The 21,261-nt window shown below is 72.6% G+C and carries 18 protein-coding genes, 1 rRNA gene and 2 pseudogenes; 11 read left to right on the top strand and 10 right to left on the bottom strand.

Annotated features, from left to right (window positions below):
• Positions 1–328 precede the first annotated feature (328 nt).
• Together ABZT14_RS25305 and ABZT14_RS25300 are read right to left on the bottom strand one after the other, a co-directional pair.
• Entirely contained in the window at positions 329–1,009 is a 681-nt protein-coding gene (locus ABZT14_RS25305; RefSeq protein ID WP_356306766.1) for a response regulator transcription factor, read from the bottom strand.
• Between the two features lie 464 nt (positions 1,010–1,473).
• Positions 1,474–2,691: pseudogene (locus ABZT14_RS25300) on the bottom strand (sensor histidine kinase); the annotation flags it as partial.
• A 142-nt stretch (positions 2,692–2,833) separates the two neighbouring features.
• On the opposite strand from ABZT14_RS25300, the gene ABZT14_RS25295 reads away from it, so the two are divergent.
• Positions 2,834–3,862, top strand: a complete 1,029-nt coding sequence (locus ABZT14_RS25295; RefSeq protein WP_356306763.1) for an SAM-dependent methyltransferase — start codon at positions 2,834–2,836, stop codon at positions 3,860–3,862.
• A gap of 60 nt (positions 3,863–3,922) precedes the next feature.
• On the opposite strand, the gene ABZT14_RS25290 is transcribed toward ABZT14_RS25295, so the two are convergent.
• Positions 3,923–5,101: an NADH-quinone oxidoreductase subunit D gene (locus ABZT14_RS25290; protein ID WP_356306760.1), complete on the bottom strand. Its 1,179-nt coding sequence runs from the start codon at positions 5,099–5,101 to the stop codon at positions 3,923–3,925.
• 100 nt (positions 5,102–5,201) lie between these two features.
• Here ABZT14_RS25290 and ABZT14_RS25285 point away from each other — a divergent pair, with 100 nt between their 5' ends.
• Positions 5,202–5,789 carry a PH domain-containing protein gene (locus ABZT14_RS25285; RefSeq protein ID WP_356306757.1) on the top strand — a complete coding sequence of 196 codons (588 nt, stop codon included), beginning with the start codon at positions 5,202–5,204 and terminating at the stop codon, positions 5,787–5,789.
• A 239-nt stretch (positions 5,790–6,028) separates the two neighbouring features.
• Positions 6,029–7,342, top strand: a complete 1,314-nt coding sequence (locus ABZT14_RS25280; protein ID WP_356306754.1) for a PH domain-containing protein — start codon at positions 6,029–6,031, stop codon at positions 7,340–7,342.
• 630 nt (positions 7,343–7,972) lie between these two features.
• Here the strand turns inward: ABZT14_RS25280 and ABZT14_RS25275 are convergent.
• The 5 genes from ABZT14_RS25275 to ABZT14_RS25255 form a co-directional block, all read right to left on the bottom strand.
• A complete protein-coding gene (locus ABZT14_RS25275; protein ID WP_356306751.1) occupies positions 7,973–8,335 on the bottom strand; it encodes an MmcQ/YjbR family DNA-binding protein in 363 nt (120 codons plus the stop codon).
• A gap of 58 nt (positions 8,336–8,393) precedes the next feature.
• The gene (locus tag ABZT14_RS25270) at positions 8,394–10,361 is read right to left on the bottom strand and encodes a hypothetical protein (RefSeq protein ID WP_356306748.1); all 1,968 of its coding nucleotides are present in this window, start codon (positions 10,359–10,361) and stop codon (positions 8,394–8,396) included.
• 65 nt (positions 10,362–10,426) lie between these two features.
• Positions 10,427–11,332 (bottom strand): ABC transporter substrate-binding protein, encoded by a 906-nt coding sequence (locus ABZT14_RS25265; protein WP_356306769.1) that lies wholly within the window; start codon positions 11,330–11,332, stop codon positions 10,427–10,429.
• Positions 11,333–11,498: 166 nt separating this feature from the next.
• Entirely contained in the window at positions 11,499–12,227 is a 729-nt protein-coding gene (locus ABZT14_RS25260) for an ABC transporter permease (RefSeq protein ID WP_356306745.1), read from the bottom strand.
• Between the two features lie 3 nt (positions 12,228–12,230).
• On the bottom strand, positions 12,231–12,944 hold the full coding sequence (locus ABZT14_RS25255; protein ID WP_356306742.1) for an ABC transporter permease: 714 nt from the start codon (positions 12,942–12,944) through the stop codon (positions 12,231–12,233).
• A gap of 105 nt (positions 12,945–13,049) precedes the next feature.
• Between ABZT14_RS25255 and ABZT14_RS25250 the strand changes: the two genes are divergently transcribed.
• From ABZT14_RS25250 to ABZT14_RS25215, 8 genes and pseudogenes are all read left to right on the top strand, one after another.
• On the top strand, positions 13,050–14,207 hold the full coding sequence (locus ABZT14_RS25250; protein WP_356306739.1) for a betaine/proline/choline family ABC transporter ATP-binding protein: 1,158 nt from the start codon (positions 13,050–13,052) through the stop codon (positions 14,205–14,207).
• 104 nt (positions 14,208–14,311) lie between these two features.
• Complete coding sequence (gene folP / locus ABZT14_RS25245; RefSeq protein WP_356306736.1) at positions 14,312–15,202, top strand: dihydropteroate synthase; 891 nt, start codon at positions 14,312–14,314, stop codon at positions 15,200–15,202.
• A gap of 368 nt (positions 15,203–15,570) precedes the next feature.
• Complete coding sequence (gene folB / locus ABZT14_RS25240; protein WP_356306733.1) at positions 15,571–15,930, top strand: dihydroneopterin aldolase; 360 nt, start codon at positions 15,571–15,573, stop codon at positions 15,928–15,930.
• Positions 15,927–16,523: a 2-amino-4-hydroxy-6-hydroxymethyldihydropteridine diphosphokinase gene (gene folK, locus ABZT14_RS25235; RefSeq protein ID WP_356306730.1), complete on the top strand. Its 597-nt coding sequence runs from the start codon at positions 15,927–15,929 to the stop codon at positions 16,521–16,523. Before folB ends, folK begins: the two co-directional genes overlap by 4 nt.
• Positions 16,524–16,667: 144 nt before the next feature.
• Entirely contained in the window at positions 16,668–17,165 is a 498-nt protein-coding gene (locus ABZT14_RS25230) for a DUF3180 domain-containing protein (RefSeq protein WP_356306727.1), read from the top strand.
• 115 nt (positions 17,166–17,280) lie between these two features.
• Complete coding sequence (locus ABZT14_RS25225) at positions 17,281–17,691, top strand: DoxX family protein (protein ID WP_356306724.1); 411 nt, start codon at positions 17,281–17,283, stop codon at positions 17,689–17,691.
• A gap of 92 nt (positions 17,692–17,783) precedes the next feature.
• Positions 17,784–18,140: pseudogene (locus ABZT14_RS25220) on the top strand (RNA-binding S4 domain-containing protein); the annotation flags it as partial.
• A gap of 52 nt (positions 18,141–18,192) precedes the next feature.
• Positions 18,193–19,074, top strand: coding sequence for an SURF1 family protein (locus ABZT14_RS25215; protein ID WP_356306721.1), 882 nt, complete (start codon positions 18,193–18,195; stop codon positions 19,072–19,074).
• Positions 19,075–19,230: 156 nt separating this feature from the next.
• On the opposite strand, the gene ABZT14_RS25210 is transcribed toward ABZT14_RS25215, so the two are convergent.
• Complete coding sequence (locus ABZT14_RS25210) at positions 19,231–21,039, bottom strand: prolyl oligopeptidase family serine peptidase (protein WP_356306718.1); 1,809 nt, start codon at positions 21,037–21,039, stop codon at positions 19,231–19,233.
• Between the two features lie 135 nt (positions 21,040–21,174).
• A 5S ribosomal RNA gene (gene rrf, locus ABZT14_RS25205) occupies positions 21,175–21,261 on the bottom strand; the annotation flags it as partial.

Here is a 21,261-nt window from a genome sequence, read left to right as displayed (position 1 = left end):
GAGATCGTCCACGCCTGAGGACCGGTTTGTGCGCACCCTCGGGCGTCTCGGAGGAGGTGGTGGAGGGTGGGCTTGGGGGGAAAGGGGGGCCGGGGGAAAATCCCCCACAACCCAACCCAACCCCAAGCGAGTCACCCCAGCCCTCAACTCACCAACCAACCCAGCCGACTCCAACCCCCGCCACCCCGCCCAACCTGATCCCCAGGCCACGCCAGGCCCGCCCCAACCCCTCACCCACCAAGCCCCTCAACCCCTCACCCCCAACCGCTGCCCCACTCCCCCACTCCTCTTGCTCCCCTCCTCGCAGTACCCGCTCCCTCACCGCCCCTCAGCCCCGGCCGGCCTCCATCAACCCGGACTCGTAGGCGAGGACCACGGCCTGAACCCGGTCGCGGAGGTCGAGCTTGGTGAGGATGCGCCCCACATGGGTCTTCACGGTGGCCTCCGACAACACCAGCCGCTCGGCGATCTCCCCGTTGGACAGCCCCTGCGCGACGAGCAGCAGCACCTCCCCCTCCCGGCTGGTGAGCCGGCTCAACAGGTCGTTGTCGGGACGGGCCCGGTCGCTGGGGAGCACCGCCGAGAACCGGTCGAGGAGCCGTCGGGTCGTGGTCGGGGCGACGACCGCGTCACCGCTGTGTACCGCGCGGATCGCCGAGAGCAGGTCACCCGGCGGAACGTCCTTGAGCATGAAACCGCTGGCCCCCGCCTTCAGGGCGCTGAACGCGTACTCGTCCAGGTCGAAGGTGGTCAGGATCAGCACCCTCGGGGTGCCGGGGCCGCCCTCGCCGCCCATGCAGATGCGGCGGGTCGCCTCCACCCCGTCGACCCTCGGCATCCGTACGTCCATGAGCACCACGTCGACCGTGGTGGCGCGCAGCGTCTCCAGTGCCTCCTGCCCGTCACTGGCTTCGGCCACGACCTCCATCTCGGCCTGCGCGTCGAGGACCATGCGGAAACCGGTCCGAAGCAGGGCCTGGTCGTCGACGAGCATCACGCGGATGGTCATGGCGTTTCCTTGGCGTTGGTCGGAGTGGCCGAAGTGGCCGGGCTGGTGGAGCCGGCCGGGAAACCCGGGCCGGTCGGGCTGGTGGAGGAACTCGTAGCGGCGAAGGAGTCACCGGTGGCCGAGGACTCCGGGCGGCCGGACGGGGACGACGCACCCGAACCCTCCGAGGAGGAACCTGTCCCCCCGAAAGATCCCGAACTCGCCCGACGCCCGTCCCCGGACTCCCCGGGGGACCCCGAGCCCTCTGATGCTCCCGGACCCGCCGAGGACCCGCCCCCGGACTCCTCTGTAACCCGCGCCGTCCCCCCAGGGGATACCGTCCCCCCAGGGGAACCCGGCCCTCCAGGAGATGCCGTCCCCCCTGACGTCCCCGAGCCTCCCCCCGAGGAGGGCCCCGGGTCCGTCGGGGGCGGGGCGCCCTCCGGGGTCTCCGTGTCGGCCGGGTTGCCCTCGGGGTCCTTGCCCCTCAGGGGCAGTACGGCGTTGATGCGGAAGCCGCCACCGGGGCGCAGCCCGGTGTGGAGTTCGCCGCCGACCATGCCGACGCGTTCGCGCATACCGATCAGGCCGTGTCCGAGTCCGTCGGCGCCGCCGGCGGTCTCGTCGTCGAAGCGTTCCGCTCGTACGCCTCGGCCGTCGTCCTCGGCGAGGACCTCCAGGGAGTCGTCCTGGTAGGTGAGGCGCACGCTGGCCCCGGCGTCGGGACCGCCGTGTTTGCGGGTGTTGGTGAGGGCTTCCTGCACGATGCGGTAGGCGGTGAGTTCGACGCCGCTGGGCAGGGGGCGGGGGGCTCCGTTGACCTGGAAGTCGACGTTCAGGCCGGTGCCCCGTACCTGCTCGATGAGTTCACCGAGCTGTTCCACTCCGGGTTGGGGTACGTAGGCGCAGGCCTTGTCCTCGTGGTCGCCGGTCCGTAGGACGCCGAGCAGGCGTCGCATCTCGGTGAGGGCCTGCCGGCCGGTGCGGGAGATGGTGTGCAGGGCTTCCTTGGCCTGGTCGGGGGCGGTGTCCATCACGTAGGCGCCGCCGTCGGCCTGGACGATCATCACGGACACGTTGTGGGCGACCACGTCGTGCAACTCCCGTGCGATGCGGGCCCGTTCGGCGGCGACGGCGACCTTGGCCTGGGCTTCGCGTTCCCGTTCCAGGCGGGAGGCGCGTTCCTCCAGCTGGGCGTAGTAGGCGCGGCGGGTGCGCAGGGAGTCGCCGAGGACCCAGGCGAGGGCGAAGCACACGGTGAGCAGCAGGCAGCCGAGGATCCTGCCGAAGAGGTCCTGGTTGTCGTCGGGCCAGCGGAGGGTCTCGATGGTGGGGGCGAGGAGTCCTCCGACGAGGGCGACCCGGGAGGGCCAGGTCACGTCCCGGGTGGCGTTGGTGAAGATGATGACCAGGAAGGCGAAGTTGGAGGGGAGGGTGGGTACGTCGACGAGGACCTGGGCGACGCCGGTGCCGATGGCCAGCAGCAGCATCCGTTCGGGCATCCGCCGGCGGAGGGCGATGACCACGCTGAGGGCGAGGGTGACGGGGATGGCCGCGTACCGGGCCGTACCGCTGAGAGCGCCTTCGAAGTCGCTGCGGAAGCTCGCCGCGATGAACGCCGCGGAGGCGAACAGGGGCAGCAGGCTCCAGAGACTGTCGACCCACGTGGGGTGACGGCGTAGGAACTCGTAGAAGCGGTTCACCTCGCCAGCGTAAGCAGGCTGGACGGGGTGAAGGGTCAGCCAGAGGGTCGATCCATGGAGCTGCCATCTACTCCCCAAGGTGGACCTCGTGCAGCCCCTCGGTCGCTGTCCGCACAGGTGGTTCGGCTCGTACGGTGGACTGGTGACGCGAGTGGGTGACCGGGTGGGGGATGACGTCGGGGGTCTTCGGGACTGGGCGACGGCGATGGACGAGGCGTTGTACGGGCCCGGGGGGTTCTTCCTCCGGGAGCGGCCGTCGGAGCACTTCCGTACCTCGGTGCACGCCTCTTCCCTGTTCGCGGCGGCGGTGGCGGAGTTGGTGACCCGGGTGGACGTGGCCTTGGGGTGTCCGGCGCGGCTGGACGTGGTGGATGTGGGGGCGGGTGAGGGGGAGTTGTTGCTGGGGGTGTGGGGGTCGGTGTCGGAGGGGTTGGCGGAGCGGTTGAGGTTGTGCGGGGTGGAGCGGGCGCCGCGCCCTGGGGGGTTGGACGCCCGGGTGGAGTGGCGGTCGCGGGTGCCGCGTGGGGTGCGGGGGGTGGTGTTCGCCAACGAGTGGTTGGACAACGTGCCGTTGCCGGTGGTGGAGGTGGACGGGCGGGGTGTGGCGCGTGAGGTGTGGGTGGACGTGGCGGGTGGTGAGCGGTTGGGGCCGGTGGTGGGTGGGGTGGAGGCGCGGTGGTTGGAGGAGTGGTGGCCGTTGGGGCGGGTGGCCGGGCAGCGGGCGGAGGTGGGGGTGAGCCGTGACCGGGCGTGGGCCGGGGTGGTGGGCGCGGTGGACCGTGGGGTGGTGGTGGCCGTGGACTACGCGCACGAGCGGGGTGACCGCCCGTTCCGGGGTTCGCTGGCCGGCTATCTGCGGGGGCGGCGGGTGGAGCCGGTACCGGACGGTGGCCGTGACCTGACGGCGCATGTGGCGCTGGACTCCTGTCGGGCGGCCACCGGGTGGTCGGCGTCGGGTCGGGTGGTCACCCAGCGGGAGGCGTTGCGGGCGTTGGGGGTGCGGGGTGGGCGACCGCCGTTGGAGCTGGCCTCGCGTGAACCGGCCGTCTACGTACGGGAGTTGGCTCGGGCGGGGGAGGCCGGGGAGTTGTTGGACCCCTCGGGGTTGGGTGGCTTCGGTTGGCTGGTGCGGCCGGTGGGGCTGGGCGACTGGGATCCGCTGGGGGGCTGAGGCCGTCCGGGGGTGCCGGCCCCGGAGCCGCCGTACGGGCCGGGGGGCGCGTCCGGTGGGCTACTTGTCGATGTCGCCGACCACGAAGAACAGCGAGCCGAGGATGGCGACCATGTCGGCGACGAGGGTGCCGGGCAGCAGTTCGGTCAGCGCCTGGATGTTGTTGAAGGAGGCGGAGCGGAGTTTCAGCCGGTAGGGGGTCTTCTCGCCCTTGGAGACCAGGTAGTAGCCGTTGAGGCCGAGGGGGTTCTCGGTCCAGGTGTAGGTGGCGCCCTCGGGGGCCTTGAGTACCTTGGGCAGCCGCTGGTTGACGGGGCCGGGCGGCAGGTGGGCGAGCCGGTCCAGGCAGGCGTCGGCGAGGTCGAGGGAGTTGTGGGTCTGGTCGAGGAGGACCTCGAAGCGGGCGAGGCAGTCGCCCTCGGAGCGGGTGACGACCCTCAGTACGTCCGTCAACTCGCCGTAGGCCAGGTACGGTTCGTCGCGCCGCAGGTCGAAGTCGACGCCGGAGGCGCGGGCGATGGGGCCGCTGACGCCGTAGGCGTGGACGGCTTCGGGTGACAGCACTCCGACGTCGCGGGTACGGCCCCGGAAGATCTCGTTGCCGAGGACGAGCCGGTCGTAGACGTCCATGCGTGACCGTACGTCGGCCACGGCGGCGCGGGCGCGGTCCAGCCAGCCGGCGGGCAGGTCCTCCTTGAGGCCGCCGACCCGGTTGAACATGTAGTGCATCCGCCCGCCGGACAGTTCCTCCATCACCGACTGGAGTTCCTCGCGTTCCCGGAAGGCGTGGAAGACGGGGGTGATGCCGCCGAGTTCCAGGGGGTAGGAGCCGAGGAACATCAGGTGGTTGAGGGCCCGGTTGAGTTCGGCGAGGAGGGTGCGCAGCCATACGGCGCGTTCGGGCACCTCCATGCCGAGCATCCGCTCGACGCCGAGGACGACGCCGAGTTCGTTGGAGAACGCCGACAGCCAGTCGTGCCGGTTGGCGAGTACCACGATCTGTCGGTAGTCGCGGGCTTCGAAGAGTTTCTCCGCGCCCCGGTGCATGTAGCCGATCACGGGTTCGGCGGACTGGACGCGTTCGCCGTCGAGTACCAGCCGCAGCCTGAGCACCCCGTGGGTGGAGGGGTGTTGGGGGCCGATGTTGAGCACCATGTCGGTGCTCTCCGCGGCGCCGCCGACTCCGACCGTCACGGGGGCGTTGTTCCGCGTCGCGGGCTGGGGCGCTGACTGGGTCATGCGCCCAGTGTCTCAGCCCCGGGCTTCCCCTACGGCGTGGGGCGGGGGCCTGGTACCTGCGGCTGATGGCCCGGTGGGTGGCCGCGCCTAGGCTGGCCGTATGACCACGGGAGAGGACCGGCGCCCAAGCGCCGGGGAGTCGACGAGCGGGCACCGGACGCCGGGGGATGCCTCGGGGGTACGGGCCGAGCCCGCGGACCCCTCGGGCGAGCTGCCTCCGGCGGGGGAGGAACGGTGGCAGGGGGTGGAGCGCGGGCTCCTGGTGCTGCGGCGCCGGGTGCTGTGCGTGACCCTGGCCCCTCTGGTGCTGGTGGGGGCGGTACTGCCGCCGGTGCTGGGCTCCTGGGTGGGGGCGCTGGCCGCCCTGCTCCCGTTGGCGTTGGGCTGCTGGGGGTGGTGGGTGCTGGGCCGTAACTGGGTGTCCTGGCGGTACGCGGAGCGGGTGGACGACCTGTTGATCAGCCGGGGCATCCTGTTCCGTCGGCTGACCGTGGTGCCGTACGGGCGGATGCAGTTGGTGGAGGTGACCTCGGGCCCCCTGGAGCGGCGGCACGGGGTGGCCGGGCTCCAGCTGCACACGGCCGCCGCCGCGACGGACGCCAAGATTCCGGGGCTGGCGCCCCAGGAGGCCGAGCGGCTGCGGGATCGGCTGACCCGGCTCGGCGAGGCCCGATCGGCGGGCCTGTGATGTCCTCCCCCGCCCCGGGTCCCGCCTCGGGTGAGCCGGCCGCCTCCCCGGACGCCGAGGAGGCCGTGAAGACGGAGAACCCCCAGACGCCCCAGACGACCCGGACAACCCAGAAGACCGAAGCAGGCGCGAAGGCCGAGACAGCGGCGAACCCCGTGCAGGCCGGGGGGAAGGACCGGACTGGCTCCCACGAGCCACCCGACGACACCGCTCCCCACACCCCGGGGGACCGCCGGGGGGTGAGGCGTCTGCTGCCGGACCGTCCCGAGGGCCGGCGACTGCATCCGCTGACCCCCTGGCGGAGGGGTTGGGCGCCGTTGGCGGCGATGGTGGGTGTGGTGGTGCACAACCCGGAGCAGCTGCGCACCTGGGCGGAGCATCCCGGGTGGGCGCTGGTGGTGCTGGCCGCGCTGGCGCCGTTGGCCGGCGCCTACGGTTTCCTCTCCTGGTGGTACACCAGCTACCTGGTCACGGACACCGAACTCCGCATCCGTACCGGGCTGTTCAACCGCCGGGTGGCGCACATCCGGCTGGACCGGGTGCAGTCGATCGACGTGGCGAGGCCGCTGCTGGCCCGGCTGGTGGGGGTCGCCAAGCTGAAGATGGAGGTGGTGGGCGCCCAGTCCAAGGACGAGTTGGCGTTCCTCTCCGAGTCCGAGGCGGTGGCCCTGCGGGCGGAGCTGCTGGCCAGGGCGGCGGGCATCTCGCCGGAGGCGGCGAGCAGCGCCGGGGAGGCGCCGGCCCGGGAGCTGTTCCGAGTCGATCCGCGTCAACTGGTGCTGGGGTCCCTGCTGTTGGGGCAGGGCTGGATCCTGCTGCTGTCGACGCTGCTGTTCAGCGGGCTGACCTTCGCGATGTCGGACAGCGTGCTGGCGACCCTGGCGGTACTGGTGCCGATGCTGGCCGGCTTCTGGTCGGCCGGGGTGGGCCGCATCCTGACCGAGTACGACTGGACACTGAGCGCCTCCCCCGACGGCATCCGCATCGACCGGGGCCTGCTGGACCGCGAACACGCGACGGTGCCCCCGGGGCGGGTCCAGTCCATCCGGCTGGTGGAGCCCCTGCTGTGGCGTCCGCGCGGCTGGGTGCGGGTGGAGCTACGGGTGGCCGGCCAGGACGAGGGGCACCGGGTGCTGATCCCGGTGGCGCCGTTCGACCGGGCGAAGGCCCTGCTGGGTGAACTGCTGTCCACCGATGTGGACGCCGCGCTGGAGTCGTGTACGCCGGCGCCGGAACGCGCCCGGCTGCGGATGCCGATCTGGTGGCGGGGTTACGGACACGGGGTCACCGACCGCGAGTTCGTGGGCCGGAAGGGGCGGGTCACCCGCCGGGTGGCGCTGGTGCCGCACGCCAAGGTCCAGAGCGTGCGCTGGGAACAGGGGCCCTGGCTGCGCCGGCTGGGGCTGGCGCACGTACGGGTGGACGACGGTGCAGGGGGCGGCGCCGTCGCGCTGTGCCGGGACGCGGAGGAGGCGCGGGCGCTGGTGTCGGCGCAGGCGGACCGCTCTCGTACCGGACGGCACGAGGCGCTCCCCGACCGCTGGCTGACCTGAACCCACGGCCCGGGCCCGTTACGGCCGGGGCGTCCCGGTGGTGGCCGTACCCCCGCCGGGCCTGGGCCCGTACGCCGCCGGGCGGAAGCGCCTCCCTCACCCCGGGGCGCCCGGCCACCGGGTACGGCCAGGGCACGGCCGCTTACGCCCCCGACCACCAACCCAACCCCCGAGAACAGACGACCGACCCCACCACGGCAAGCCCCAGGCACCCCGGCCAAGGGACCACCCGAAGCCAGCCCCCTGAGGCCCCACCACCCCCTCACACCCACCGTACGAACCGTTGCCGAACCACCCACCCAGGACCCGCCCCACCACGCCAAGGCCCCTCCACTCCACCCCAGGAACCCCACAACCAACCGATGCCCCCAACCCACACCCCCACCGCACGAGCCACCAGACCCACCCACCAGGCCAGAGCGGCCCCGGAGCGGTCACCAGACGAGCCGCCAATCCAGCAGCCCACGGACCCAGCTCCCGGGCCAGCCGCCAATGCAGTCCCCGGATCACTCACCAGACCAGCCCTCCCCCCCCATCCCCCCGGACCCGGACCAGCCAACAAACCGGTCCCTGCTCAGCCGCTCACCACCCCCCGGAGGAGCCGGCAGGGATGCCGTCCGGGGGCGGGGGTCAGCCACGGTCCAGGGAGAGCCTCTGGGCACGGGGGAGCCGGGCGACCACCAGGTCGTAGGAGTCCTCGATCATCTCCCGCACCATGCGGTCGCTCAGGGCGCCGTCCAGCCGGACGGTGTTCCAGTGCCGCTTGTTCAGGTGCCAGCCGGGGGTGATGTCCGGGTGCTGGGCGCGCAGTTGTACGGCGATCTCCGGTTCGCACTTGAGCGAGACCGACAGCGGGGCGTCCTCCAGAGCGCTGAAGGCGAAGATCTTCCCGCCCACCTTGAACGTCGACAGGCCGGGGTTGCGCGGGAACGGGTACTCCTGGACCGTCCCGTTCAGGCCGAGGCAGAAGGCGCGCAGTTCTTCCGGGCTCATGCCCCCAGGATGCCAGCGGGCACCGGTCGGTGCCGCGCGGGCGGGGTGGCCCCCCGGGTCAGATGGCTCCGCGTAGCTCGGTGATGTCCAGGTCGTCGGGGGAGCCGCCGGTGCCCCCGGTCGGTCGGCCGCCCGCGTCCGTACCGGTCGGGGCCTCGTCCCGCCCCTCGGAGGGGTTCGGGCCGCTCGTGCCGTTGCCCTCGGCGGGGTCGTCCAGGTCGGCGGAGGTGTCCACGGTGCCGGAGCGGTCGGGGTCGGGGTCGTCCGAGGCGTCGGCGGGGTCGCCGAGATCCACCACGTCACCGGCCACCGGTCGTACGGCACGGGAGGAGGAGGCGGCGCCGGGGGCGTCGGCCACCCTCGCGGTCCGGTCCTCGGGGTCGCCCCCGTCCACCAGGGCCCCGTCCACCGGGGTCCCCTCCGCCAGGAACCCGTCCACCTGCTCACCGTCGATACGGGTACCCGCCCCGGGATCGGCCCCCTCCACCAGGAACCCGCCCTCCTCCTCCACAAACCCGCCCTCGTGGAGCCCGGGGCCGGCATGTGGTCCTGGCTGACCGTCGGCCCCCTCCGCCAGGAACCCGCCCTCCGGGTGGACGCCCGAGTCGGCGGGCGCCCCCTCGTTCACCTGACCGCTCCCCGGGGCGCCCTCCCCCACGGGGCCACCCTCGAAGGCGGTACCCCCGTCGGGGCCAGCGCCCAGCGGGGATCCGTCCCCCTCCCGCGAGCCAGCCCGCTCCTCCACGGTCTGGTACCCCTGCTCGGGGCTGGCCCCCCAGGGGGCGCCGCGCTGCGGTCCGGTGCCCCAACTCCCGGTACCCCACTGGGGGTTGCCGCCGGCCCGCTCGGGGACGGCGTCGTGGAGGTCGGTACCGGGTACGGGGTCCGGCTCGTACGAAGGACTCGTACCGGGACCCGGGTACCCCTCGTAGGTGGGCCCCTCTCCAGAACCGTCACCCCCCTCGGGGTGAACGCCCCCGCCCGAGCGGCCCCACCCCTGGGAGCCAGCACCCCCCTCGGGGTGAACGCCCCCCGGACGCGGGTCCCCACCCGGGAATCCCTCTCCCGGGTGAACGTCTCCGCCCGAGCCGTCCCCCTCCCGGGGGTGCGGGCCCTCCACCGGGCCGCTCTCGGGGGCCGCTCCCCCGTCGGGGCCAGCGCCCTCGCCGGGGAGACCCTCCCCCTCGGGGGCCCGGCCTTCCGCTATCGGTCCCTCGCCGGTCTCCTCCGGCTGGCCGACGCCGCTGGTTCGGGGGGTACCGCCCGCTTCCCGGTCGCGCTGCGGCAGGCCGCCGGGCGGGACCCCGGTCAGTCCGGCCGAGGAGTTGTTGCCGAAGAAGTCGAACCCGCCCTGGGGCGGGGCGGCGGCGCGGCGCTCGGCCCGTACCCGGGCCTCCTCGGCGAGCCGTTCCGCCTCGGCCGCGCGGCGCTGCCGGTCGAGGTTGCGGGAGAAGTTCCGCAGGGCCTCGGACGCCTGGAGGTAGGTGAGCGGGGTGGGGGCGCCGGCCTTGTTCCGGTGGTCGGTCGCCCCGGCCGCCAGTTCCTTGGCCGGCCGGGCGGCCTCGATGGCCAGTTGGCGGCGGCCCTCCAGGGCTCGGGCCCGCTCGCTCTCGGCACGGGCGTACCGCTGGAGCAGCGCGGCGTGTTCGGTCCGCAGGCGGGCCAGTTGCCCGCCCTTGCCGCGTACCTTCTCCTCCAGCGCCTGACGGATCTCCCGTACGTCCTGAAGCTCCGCTTCCAGCTCGGCCTGGCGGGCGTCGGCGCGGTTCTCGGCGACGGCCAGCCGGGCGCGCAGCTCGCCCTCGCGGCGACTGTTGACCCGGTCCCAGTACCGCAGCAGGGCGGCACCGACCACGGCGGCCAGTCCGGCGGTGCTGGCCAGCACCTTTATGCCCACGGTGTCACCGGGGTCCCCGCTGGCCACCACCCACACACCGATGGCGCAGGTCACCCCGCCCGCCGCGAGGGCCGCCGGGGGGAGGAGTCGATACGCGGGCAGCGAATGACGGTGACGACCACGTGACATGGCCTGGAATGTACCGCGCCGCACCGTGCGGAGGGGAGCGGAGGACAGAAACCGTATTCCGTCGGTTACCTACCGATCAGCCGTTTTGACTCCAGGTACTTCCTCGCCACGTCCTTGGGCTTCTGCCGTTCGGAGTCGACCTGGCGGTTCAGCCGGGTCAGGTCGGCGGTGGTCAGCACCCGGGTGAGCCGGTCCAGGGCTCCGGTGACGTCCTTGTCCCCGGCGTCCTTGGCGTTGACGACCGGCAGGACGTTGTCGGCGTTCTGGAGACCCTTGTCGTCCTCCAGCAGCACCAGGTCGAAGTCGTCCAGGGTGGCGTCGGTGGTGGTGGTCAGCACCATCTGGTCGGTGCCGGACTTCACGGCGTTCTTCGCCTGGGTGGTGCCCACGCCCTTGGGGTCCACGGCGGTGACGTCGATGCCGTAGGTCTTCTCCAACCCCGGCTTGCAGAAGGGGCGTTCGGTGCACTCGTCGCCGGCCGCCAGCTTGATCTTCTGCCCGGACTTGCCCAGGTCGGAGAGGGTCTTGAGGTGGTGCTTGCGGGCGAAGTCGCGGTGTACGGCGAAGGCGTTCTGGTCCAGGGCCTTGCCGGCCGCGAGCACCTTGATCCCCCGGGGTTCGGCGAGCTTCCGCAGCGCCGTCATGGTCTTCTCCACGTCGGCGGAGGCGACCGGCTCGGCCTTGGGGCCGTTCTTCTTGGCGTTGAGGAACTCGGCGAACGTGGCGGCGTACTCGGGCACCACGTCCATGGTGCCCCGCTCCAGTTCCGGCTCGTACAGCTCGCGGTTGGCGAGCTTCTTGATGGTGGTGTCGTACCCGGCGTCGTTGAGCAGCTCCGAGTACATCTGCGCCATGATCGACGACTCGGTGAACCCGGCCGAACCGATCACCAGCTTGCCCTTGGACTTCCCCCGGGCCTTGCCGCCGGCGCGTTCCTCCAGGCTCTGCCCTCCGCAGCCGGCCAGGGCCACCGCCCCGGCCAGCACCAGTGCGGTGGCGGCGAGGCGCCGGGAACGGGAGGGCGAGGGGGAGGTGCCGCCAGCGGGCCGCCCCGCCGGGGTGCCACCGGTCGGTCGCCCCGCTCGCCGGGCGGGGGTGCCGTCCGGGCTGTCAGTGCCGTACACGTTCCGCGTCTCCTCACACCGTGGCCGGGTTGACGGTCTCCACACCGGCGCCCCTGGTGGCGCCGGTGGTGGTCCTGCGCCGGCGCATCGGGTCCAGCAGCCGTTCGCCGATCACCAGCAGGCCCTCCACCACCAGGGCCAGCAAGGCCACCAGCAGCGCGCCGGCCACCACCTGCGGGGTGTTGTACGTGTTGAAGCCGGCCGTGATGATCCGGCCCAGCCCGCCCCCGCCGGCCAGCGCCGCCAGGGTGGCCGTGGCCACCACCTGGACGGCGGCCGAACGCACCCCGGTCATGATCAGCGGGAAGGCCAGCGGCAGTTCCACCCGCCACAGGGTCTGGCCGCCGGACATGCCCATGCCCCGCGCGGCCTCGACCACGTCCCGATCCGCCTCCCGCATCCCCACGTAGGCGTTGGTGAGCAGCGGCGGTACGGCGAACAGCACCAGCGCGATGATGGTGGGCCAGTCGCCGTCGCGGTCGCCGAGGGGGGAGAGGGTCAGCAGCACCAGTACGGCGAAGGTGGGGACCGCCCGGCCGACGTTGGAGATGTTGACGGCCAGGGCGCCGCCCCGGCCGATGTGGCCCAGCCAGAGGGCGAGCGGCAGGGCGATCAGGCAGGACAGGGCGAGGCACACCACGGTCAGGTACAGGTGTTCGCCGAGTCGCTGCCACACCCCCTCGTCACCGCTCCAGTGGGAGGCGGTGGTCAGCCACGACCAGGCGTCGACGATGGCGCCCATGGGTCACGCCGCCTTTCCGAGCCGGCGGGTGGCCGAACGGCGACCGCGAGCCCGTGTCCAGGGGGTCAGCAGACGTTGCAGGCCCAGCAGCAGGACGTCGGCGAGGACGGCCAGCACCACGCACAGCGCGGAGGCGGTCAGCACCTGGGCCTTGAAGTAGCTGTCCATGCCCTCGTAGATGAGGTTGCCGAGGCCGCCGTAACCGACGATGGCGCCGACCGTGGTCATGGCGATCGCGGAGACCGTGGCGATCCGTACCCCCGCCATCAACGCCGGGAGGGCCAGGGGGAGTTCGACGCCCAGCAGCATCCGCCCGGGCCCGTAGCCCAGGCCCCGGGCGGCCTCCCGTGCCTCCTCGGGGACCGACTCCAGGCCGGCCAGTATGTTCCGCACCAGGACGGTCAGCGAGTACATCACCAGGCCGGTGATCACCACCGAGGGGGCGACCCCGAACAGCGGCAGCAGCAGGGCGAACATGGCCAGCGAGGGGATGGTGTACAGCACCGTGGTCAGCCCCAGCACCGGCCCGGCCGCCGAGCGGTACCGCCGTGCCAGCAACGACAGGGGAAAGGCGATCACCAGCGCGATCAGCACCGAGACCGCGGTGATCCAGACATGTTGGACGGTGGCGTCGGTCAGCTCCGAGCCGCGACTGCGCAGGTACTCGCCGCAGATCCAGTCGTTCGCCGACAGACAGCTCTGTCCGCTTTTCGCCATCACCCGCGAGACCCTAACCGGCCGCACGCGCGATCCGTAGAACTTTGGCAACTTGAAACAATTGCTTCATGGTCAGCCGGCACCGGCCACCCCACAATGGGGCCCATGCTCCGGTTCGAAAACGTCACCAAGCGCTATCCCGACGGCACCGTCGCCGTGGACGATCTCTCCTTCGAGGTGGCGGAAGGCGAGCTGGTCACCCTCGTCGGCCCCTCCGGCTGCGGCAAGACCACCACCATGAAGATGGTCAACCGGCTGATCGACCCCAGCTCGGGCACCATCCGGCTGGAGGGCGAGGACATCTCCACCGTGGACCCGGTCAAGCTGCGCCGCCGTATCGGCTACGTGATCCAGCAGGTGGGCCTGTTCCCCCACAAGACCGTGCTGGACAACACGGCCACCGTGCCGCACCTGCTGGGGTGGCAGCGCGGCAAGGCGAGGGAGCGGGCCGCCGAACTACTGGACCTGGTCGGCCTGGACCCCTCGGTGCACGGCTCCCGCTACCCGGACCAGCTGTCCGGGGGCCAGCGGCAACGCGTGGGCGTGGCCCGGGCGCTGGCCGCCGACCCGCCGGTGCTGCTGATGGACGAACCGTTCGGGGCGGTGGACCCGGTGGTGCGCGAGCACCTCCAGAACGAGTTCCTCAAGCTTCAGGCCACCGTACGCAAGACGGTGCTGTTCGTGACCCACGACATGGAGGAGGCGGTACGGCTCGGAGACCGTATCGCCGTCTACGGCGAGGGACGTATCGAGCAGTTCGACCGTCCGCAGACGGTCCTCGGCGCCCCGGCCAGTGACTACGTCGCCGAGTTCGTGGGCGCCGACCGTGGCCTCAAGCGGCTGTCGGTGACCGCCATCGAGGAGAGCGACCTGGAGCAGCCCCCGGTGGTGCACCTGGCGGACGGGCTGGACCAGGCCCACCGCCGGATGCGGGAACAGGGCGCGCGCTGGGCGGTGGTACTGGACGACCAGGACGGGCTGCACGGCTGGATCCCCGCCGACGGTTCCGCCCCGGAGGACGCCCACGTCAGCACCCAGGCCCGCCGTATGGAGGCCTGGCTGCCGCTGGGGTCCTCGCTGAAGCAGGCGTTCAGCGTGATGCTCCAGCACGACGCCGGCTGGATCGCGGTACTGGACGAGGACGACCGCTTCCGTGGCGTGCTCACCCCCAGCCGGCTGCACCAGGCCCTGCGCCGTTCCATCGACGCCGACAGCCAGGACATCGCCCGCGAGGAGGTCACCCTCCAGACGGTCGCCGGCTGACCGGGCCACCGCCCGGCCGTGATCCACCCCGACGCGCCTAGGGTGTGTCGTTCGGATCTTGGGAGCCTCGCAGTGATCCAAACGACGCACCCTAGGCTGGGCGCATGAGTGCGATACGCGGTCGGGTGCGGGGCCTGCCGGAGTGGGACCGCTGCGCGGTCATGGGCGTGGTCAACGTGACGCCGGACTCCTTCTCCGACGGCGGCCGGTGGTTCGACACCGAGGCCGCCATCAAGCGGGGCCTGGACCTGCTCGCCCAGGGCGCCGACCTGGTCGACGTCGGCGGCGAGTCCACCCGCCCGGGGGCCACCAGGGTCGACGAACCGGAGGAGATCCGCCGGGTGTTGCCGGTGGTGCGGGCCCTGGCCGCCGAGGGGGCGGTGGTCAGCGTCGACACCATGCGCGCCTCGGTGGCCGAACGCGCGGTGCGGGCCGGCGCCCGGTTGGTGAACGACGTCAGCGGGGGCCGCGCGGACCCGGCGATGGTGCCGGTGGTGGCCGCCGAGGGCGTGCCGTTCGTGGTGATGCACTGGCGGGGGCAGAGCGCCGACATGAACGACCGGGCGGTCTACCGGCGGGTGGTGCCGGAGGTACTGGCCGAACTACGACAGAGCCTGGACGCGGCCGTCGCCGGGGGCATCGACCCCGAGTCGCTGATCGTCGACCCCGGTCTGGGCTTCGCCAAGACGGCCCCGCACGACCTGGAGCTGATCGCCGGACTGGGGCAACTGCACGCCCTGGGCCGCCCGTTGCTGGTCGCCGCCTCCCGTAAGCGCTTCCTGGGGACGGTCCTCGCGGACGCCGACGGCACCCCGCCGCCGGCCCGGGACCGGGACGCGGCCACCGCCGCGATCACCACCCTCGCCGCCCACGCCGGTGCCTGGGCGGTGCGCGTCCACGAGGTCGCGGCCAGCGCCGACGCGGTACGGGTGGTGCGGGCGGTACGGGATCAGCGGGGCGTTTCGGACCCCCCGCCGGCGCCCGGGGCGGGGTGAACGCCGATGAACAGCAGGTGACTTTCCGCACGTACCCCCCTCGGTGCCTCCGAACGCCCCGGAATCGTCGCCGGCAGCGGGAATCACCCGGTGACCTGCGGTGCTCCCCCTTACGAGGGGGACGTGAGTCCCTCCCGGGTGGGAGGCGGCGACCGGCCACACCTCGCTCGGACCGGGGAGAGCCGGCGTTTCGCGGGTAGATTCGACGCGCTGGAGCACCGGCGGGGATCCGGTGACCCGTGGGACACCACGGGTCACGGGCCACGACCGGACTCCCCGACCGACAAGCCCGCGTCGTGCCCCGCCGTACCGGTGGGGCACCTCGCGTGGCACCGCAGCGCACACGAGCACCATCGGGAGGTATCCGCGTGGACCGCGTCTCCTTGCGCGGGCTGACAGCCCATGGACGCCACGGGGTTTTCGAGGAGGAACGCAGGGAAGGTCAGACCTTCTTGGTGGATCTGGAACTGGGCCTGGACACCAGGCCCGCCGCCAGGGACGACGACCTGGAGCAGACCGTTCACTACGGCGTCATCGCCGAGGAGGTCGTGGCCGTGGTGGAAGGAGAACCCGTGCGCTTGCTGGAGACGCTCGCCCAACGTATCGCCGACACCTGCCTGCGGCACGAACGGGTGCAGGAGGTCGAGGTCGTCGTACACAAACCGGACGCCCCGATCACCGTGCTCTTCCAGGACGTGACCCTCACTATCAAGCGGAGCCGTGTATGACCCCCCAGAGCGATCCGACCGTACAGCCGGTCCCCTCCGACGTGGTGCGTCAGGTCGACGCGGCCGACAGCACCCTCCACGACCCCAAACGCGCCGTGATCGCGCTGGGCAGCAACCTGGGCAACCGGTTGGAGCGGCTCCAGGACGCGATCGACACCCTCGCCGACACCCCGGGCCTGCGCGTCAAGGCGGTGTCCCCGGTGTACGAGACCCAGCCGCACGGCGTCGACCCCGACAGCCAGCCCAGCTACTTCAACGCGGTGGTCCTGGTGAAGACCAGCCTGCCGCCCGCCTCCCTGCTGGAGCGCGGCCAGGCCATCGAGGAGGCCATGGACCGCGTACGGGAGGAACGGTGGGGCCCCCGCACCATCGACGTCGACCTGGTCACCTACCAGGACGTGGTCTCCTCCGACCCGCTCCTCACCCTCCCCCACCCCCGCGTGCACGAGCGGGCCTTCGTCCTCGCCCCCTGGCACGACGTCGACCCCGAGGCCGAGATCCCCGGCCAGGGCCCGGTGGCCGGGCTGCTGGAGTCGGTCGGCCGGCAGGGCGTGACCGAGCGGGTGGACCTTCAGCTGAGCTTCCCGGACTGATCCGCGCCTCGCCCCGGCGGCACCCCCACCAGGCGGCGTCCCGCCCGGTACGGTGCCCCCGGGCGCCCGGAACTCGGGCCGTACATCCGGTCGTTGGCCCTCTGTGGCGCCCGCCAACACCCAGCACGTCGTACGAGGAGCCCCGTGAAGGAACTGCGGATCAGGACGCTCGTCGGGCTGTTCCTCATCGCGGTGGTGCTCGCCTGGGGTGCCTCGCGGATGTGGGACCAGCTGGGCACCCCGCCCGTGGTCCCGGTCGCCGCCCCCATCGTGCTGGCGGTGATCGGCACCGTGCTGCTGGCCACCGCCCTGTCGCTGCGGGCCCGGCTCCGGGCGCAGCGCGAACGCCGTCCGGGCGCCAAGGGCGTGGAGCCCATGATGGCGGCCCGGGCCCTGGTGTTCGGCCAGGCCAGCGCCCTGGTGGTGTCCCTGGTCTCGGGGGCCTACGGCGGCATCGGGCTGTTCCTGCTGCTGTCCGGCCTGGAGGTGCCGGCCCGGCGTGACCAGGCGGTGTACGCGGCCCTGTCGGTGGCCGCCGGGGTGGCGGTGGTGGCCGCGGCCCTGTTCCTGGAGCGGGTCTGCCGTCTGCCCGAGGACCCCGAGGACGAGGACGGCGACCCACCGGCCGCCGCCCGCGCGTAACCCCGCGGCGGCCCCCGTGCCGTGACATCCCCCGGGCCCGGCCGATGAGTTCGGCCGGGCCCCGCCGTCTACCCGACAGACCCCGACACCGGGGCACTCATCCTCGGAGGCGGCAATGGCACAGCGAACCCTCGACACCCCGGCCCGTTCCCACCGGTACGCGGAACCCGTCCTCTGGACGCTCCAGGTACTGCTGGCCCTGTTCTTCGCGGTCGTCAGCGCCGCGCCCAAACTGGTCGCCCACTCCTCCGCCGTCGAGTTCTTCGACGACATCGGCTGGGGCGCCGGCGCGATGTACGTCATCGGCGTACTGGAACTGCTCGGCGGCATCGCCCTGGTGGTCCCCCGACTCGTCGGACTGTCCGCGCTGTGCCTGATCGGGCTGATGATCGGCGCCTTCGTCGTCAACCTGACCCTGCTGGACGGGCAGAACGCCGCGACCCCGCTGATCCTGGTCGTCCCGCTGGCCTGGATCGCCTGGCGTCGCCGGGCCACCCTGCGCCAACTGCCCCCGTTCGCCGGCTGACCGCCCGCCCCGGCCGGGCCCGCCTCCCGTCGCACCCGGGTCGCGGGCCCGGCCGGGGGGTTAGGCTCGGGGCCATGAGCACGCCACAGGGGAACGTGCGCGTCGACGCCTGGATCTGGTCGGTACGCCTCACCAAGACCCGCTCCCTGGCGGCCAGCGCCTGCAAGGGCGGCCACGTGCGGGTCAACGGGGAGCGCGTCAAGCCCGCCCACCCGCTGGTGGTCGGCGACGAGGTACGGCTGCGGCTCGCCGGACGGGAACGGGTCGTCGAGGTCACCCAGCTGATCCGCAAGAGGGTCGGCGCCCCGGTCGCCGTACGCTGCTACATCGACCGCAGCCCGCCCCCGCCCAGCCGCGAGGCCGCCGCCCCCGCCGGCATCCGGGACCGGGGCACCGGACGGCCCACCAAACGGGACCGCCGCGAGATGGAGCGGCTGCGCGGACTCTGAGCACACCGACCCCTCGGGCCACCGCCGGGCGCCCGCCCCGTACCGTGGGGGCGTGTACCGGTTCCTGCTGACCCCCCGCTGGTGGGGGATCAACCTGTTCGTGGCGCTGAGCATCCCCTTCTGCCTGCTGATGGGCACCTGGCAGCTCGGCCGCTTCGAGGCCCGGGTCGACGAGCAGCGGGAGCAGGGGTCCAGTTCCCGGGTCCACGCCGCCGCGCGACCCCTGGGCGAGATGCTGCCGGTCTCCAAGGAGACCAACGGCAAGCCCGCCCGGGTCACCGGCACCTACGACCGTGAACGTCAACTCCTGGTCCCCGACCGGACGGTGGACGACCGCGAGGGCTTCTACGTCCTCACCCTGCTCCGGGACCGCGCGGCCGACGGCCGGGCCCTGCCCGTGGTACGCGGCTGGCTGCCCGGTACCCCCGACCCGGACCGGGTACCGCCGCCCCCGAAGGGCACAGTCACCGTGACCGGCGCCCTCCAGGCCTCCGAGTCCGCCAGCACCCCGGGTGCCAACGCCCACGGCGGCCTGCCCCGGGGACAGCTCGGGGTCATCAGCGCCGCCTCCCTGGTCAACCTGGTTCCCTACCAGGTCCACGACGCCTGGATCACCCAGCAGCGCACCACCGCCCCGATGAAACCGGTGCCACCGGCCCGCGCCCACAACACCGGGCTGGACCTCAAGGCGTTCCAGAACCTCGGCTACACCGCCGAGTGGTTCGTGTTCGCCGGCTTCGTACTGTTCATGTGGTTCCGGCTGTTCCGCCGCGAGGTGGAGGTCGCCCGCGACCTCTCGCTGGGCCTCCACCACGAGCCCCCCGAGTCCGCCCCCTCCGAGGAGGAGCCCCCACGGGCCGGGGACACCGCCCCCGCGCAGCCCTCCGCCGAGGAGGCGGAACACCCCCCGGCGCATCCCCCGGCGCGGACCTGACCGCCGCCCGCAGACCCGGCACCTCCCCCGACAACACCGCCCCGACCCCACCCGGGGCCGGACGTACGGGCCCGCCCTCGGACCCGTTGGCCGTACCGCCCCGGTCGGCCGGGTGTGGGACCCGGACTCCCGCCCGCGCCCCACACCCGCGCCGGCTCAGCCGCCCAGCACCTCGCCGGGCAGCCCCTGCAGGTGCCGGTGCGCGAACTCCAGCTCCAACCGCACCTGCTTGATCCGCTCCTCCACCACGAGCGAGCCGTGCCCGGCGTCGTAGCGGTACACCTCGTGCGGCACACCCCGCTCGGCCAGGCGGTCCACGTAGTTCTCCACCTGCCGGATGGGGCACCGGGGGTCGTTCACCCCCGCCGAGATGTACACCGGAACCCGCACCCGGTCCACGTAGGTCAGGGGCGAGGACGCCTCGAAGCGCTCGGGCACCTCCTCCGGGGAGCCCCCCAGCAGGGTGCGGTCCAGCGCCTTCAACGCCTCCATCTCGTCGTGGTACGCCGCGACGTAGTCCGCCACCGGTACGGCCGCCAGGCCCAGCGCCCAGTTCTCCGGCTGCACCCCGAGCCCCAGCAGGGTCAGGTAGCCGCCCCAGGAGCCACCGGACAGCACGACCCGCTCGGGTTCAGCCAGCCCGGACTCCACCGCCCAGGCACGTACCGCCCCGATGTCCTCCAGCTCGATCAGACCCACCCGGTGCTTGAGGGCGTCCGTCCACTCCCGGCCGTAGCCGGTCGAGCCCCGGTAGTTGACGCGTACCACCGCGAAACCGTGGTCCACCCAGGCCGCCGGCTGGGCCGCGAAGGAGTCACTGTCGTGGTGAGTCGGCCCGCCGTGCACCTCGAACACGGTCGGGAACGGCCCCTGCCCCTGCGGCCGTTGGACCAGCGCGTGCACCGGCCCACCCGGGCCGTCCACCCACACGTCCTCCACCGGCACCGCCCGGGGCGGCTTCATGCCCGGCGGGTCCAGCACCACACTCCCGGCGGAGGACCGCACCTGCGGCGGCTCCTCGGCCGAGGACCACAGGAACTCCACGGTGCCGTCGGGCCGGGCCCCCGCCCCCAACACCGACCCCTGCGGGGTCTCCACCCGCGTCAGCTTCCCGCTCTCCAACTCGTAGCGCCACAGCTCACTACGCGCCTGGAAGTCCCGCACCACCAACAGCGCCGAACCGTCCGGCACCCAGTCCGCGTGCAGGTCGCCCTCCAGGTCGAGGTCCAGCAACCGGGTCTCTCCGGTCGACGGGTCCCAGATCATCGGCTCCCAACGGCCCCGCCGCTGGTGCCCCACCAGCACCCGCTGGTCCCCCCACACCGGGGCGAACCCCCATACCGACAGCCCCAGTTCACGGGTGCCGCCTTCCGAGTCGTCCAGCTCCGCGACGGTCGTACCGTCCAGCCGCACCGCCCGCAGGGCGTCGTGCATCGCGTCACCGTGCTCGGTGTGCTCGATCACCAGCAGGTCCCCGTCGTACGACAGGTCCCCCACCGAGGCCGACTCCCGGTGACGGTAGATCTCCCGGGGCTCCTCCCCGGGCCGCACCACGTGGATCGTCGAACCGTCCTCCTCGGTGGACCGGCCCACCACGGCGGTACCGTCCCGACCCAGCGCCAGCCCCGACGGGTACGAGGGCTCCAGCCCCGGGCACGCGGGCTCGTCCTCACCACCGAAGAAGGGCTGCCGCATCCACACCCCGAACTCGTCACCGTCGGAGTCCGAGAACCACCAGATCCACTCACCGTCCGGGGTGAGCGTGCCGCCCGTGGTGCCGTTCGGCCGGTCGGTCGCCTGCCGCTGCTCCCCGGACTCCCGGTCCCAGGCGTACAACTCGAAGGTCCCGGTCGCGTTGGACACGAACAGCGAGCGGGCGGGCGCGTCCTCCGCCCACTCCGGCAACCCCACCCGTGCCGCACGAAACCGCTTCTCCCACTCCGGCATGTTCGCTACGTCGCTCATGCCCCCATCCAACCCGATCCCCACCCCGGGTCATAGCGTGCCCACCCACTCCACCCACCCGAACAAACACAAAAAAGAGGGCCTTTGGTTTCCCAGACGAATAGTCTAGAAAACCAAAGGCCCTCTGTAAAAGGAGTTCGGCGGTGTCCTACTCTCCCACACACTCCCGTATGCAGTACCATCGGCGCTGTAAGGCTTAGCTTCCGGGTTCGGAAAGTAACC

It is taken from the genome of Streptomyces sp. NPDC005438 (assembly GCF_040606315.1).
Classification (GTDB): Bacteria; Actinomycetota; Actinomycetes; order Streptomycetales; family Streptomycetaceae; genus Streptomyces.
This window is presented reverse-complemented; position numbering and strand designations above follow the sequence as displayed.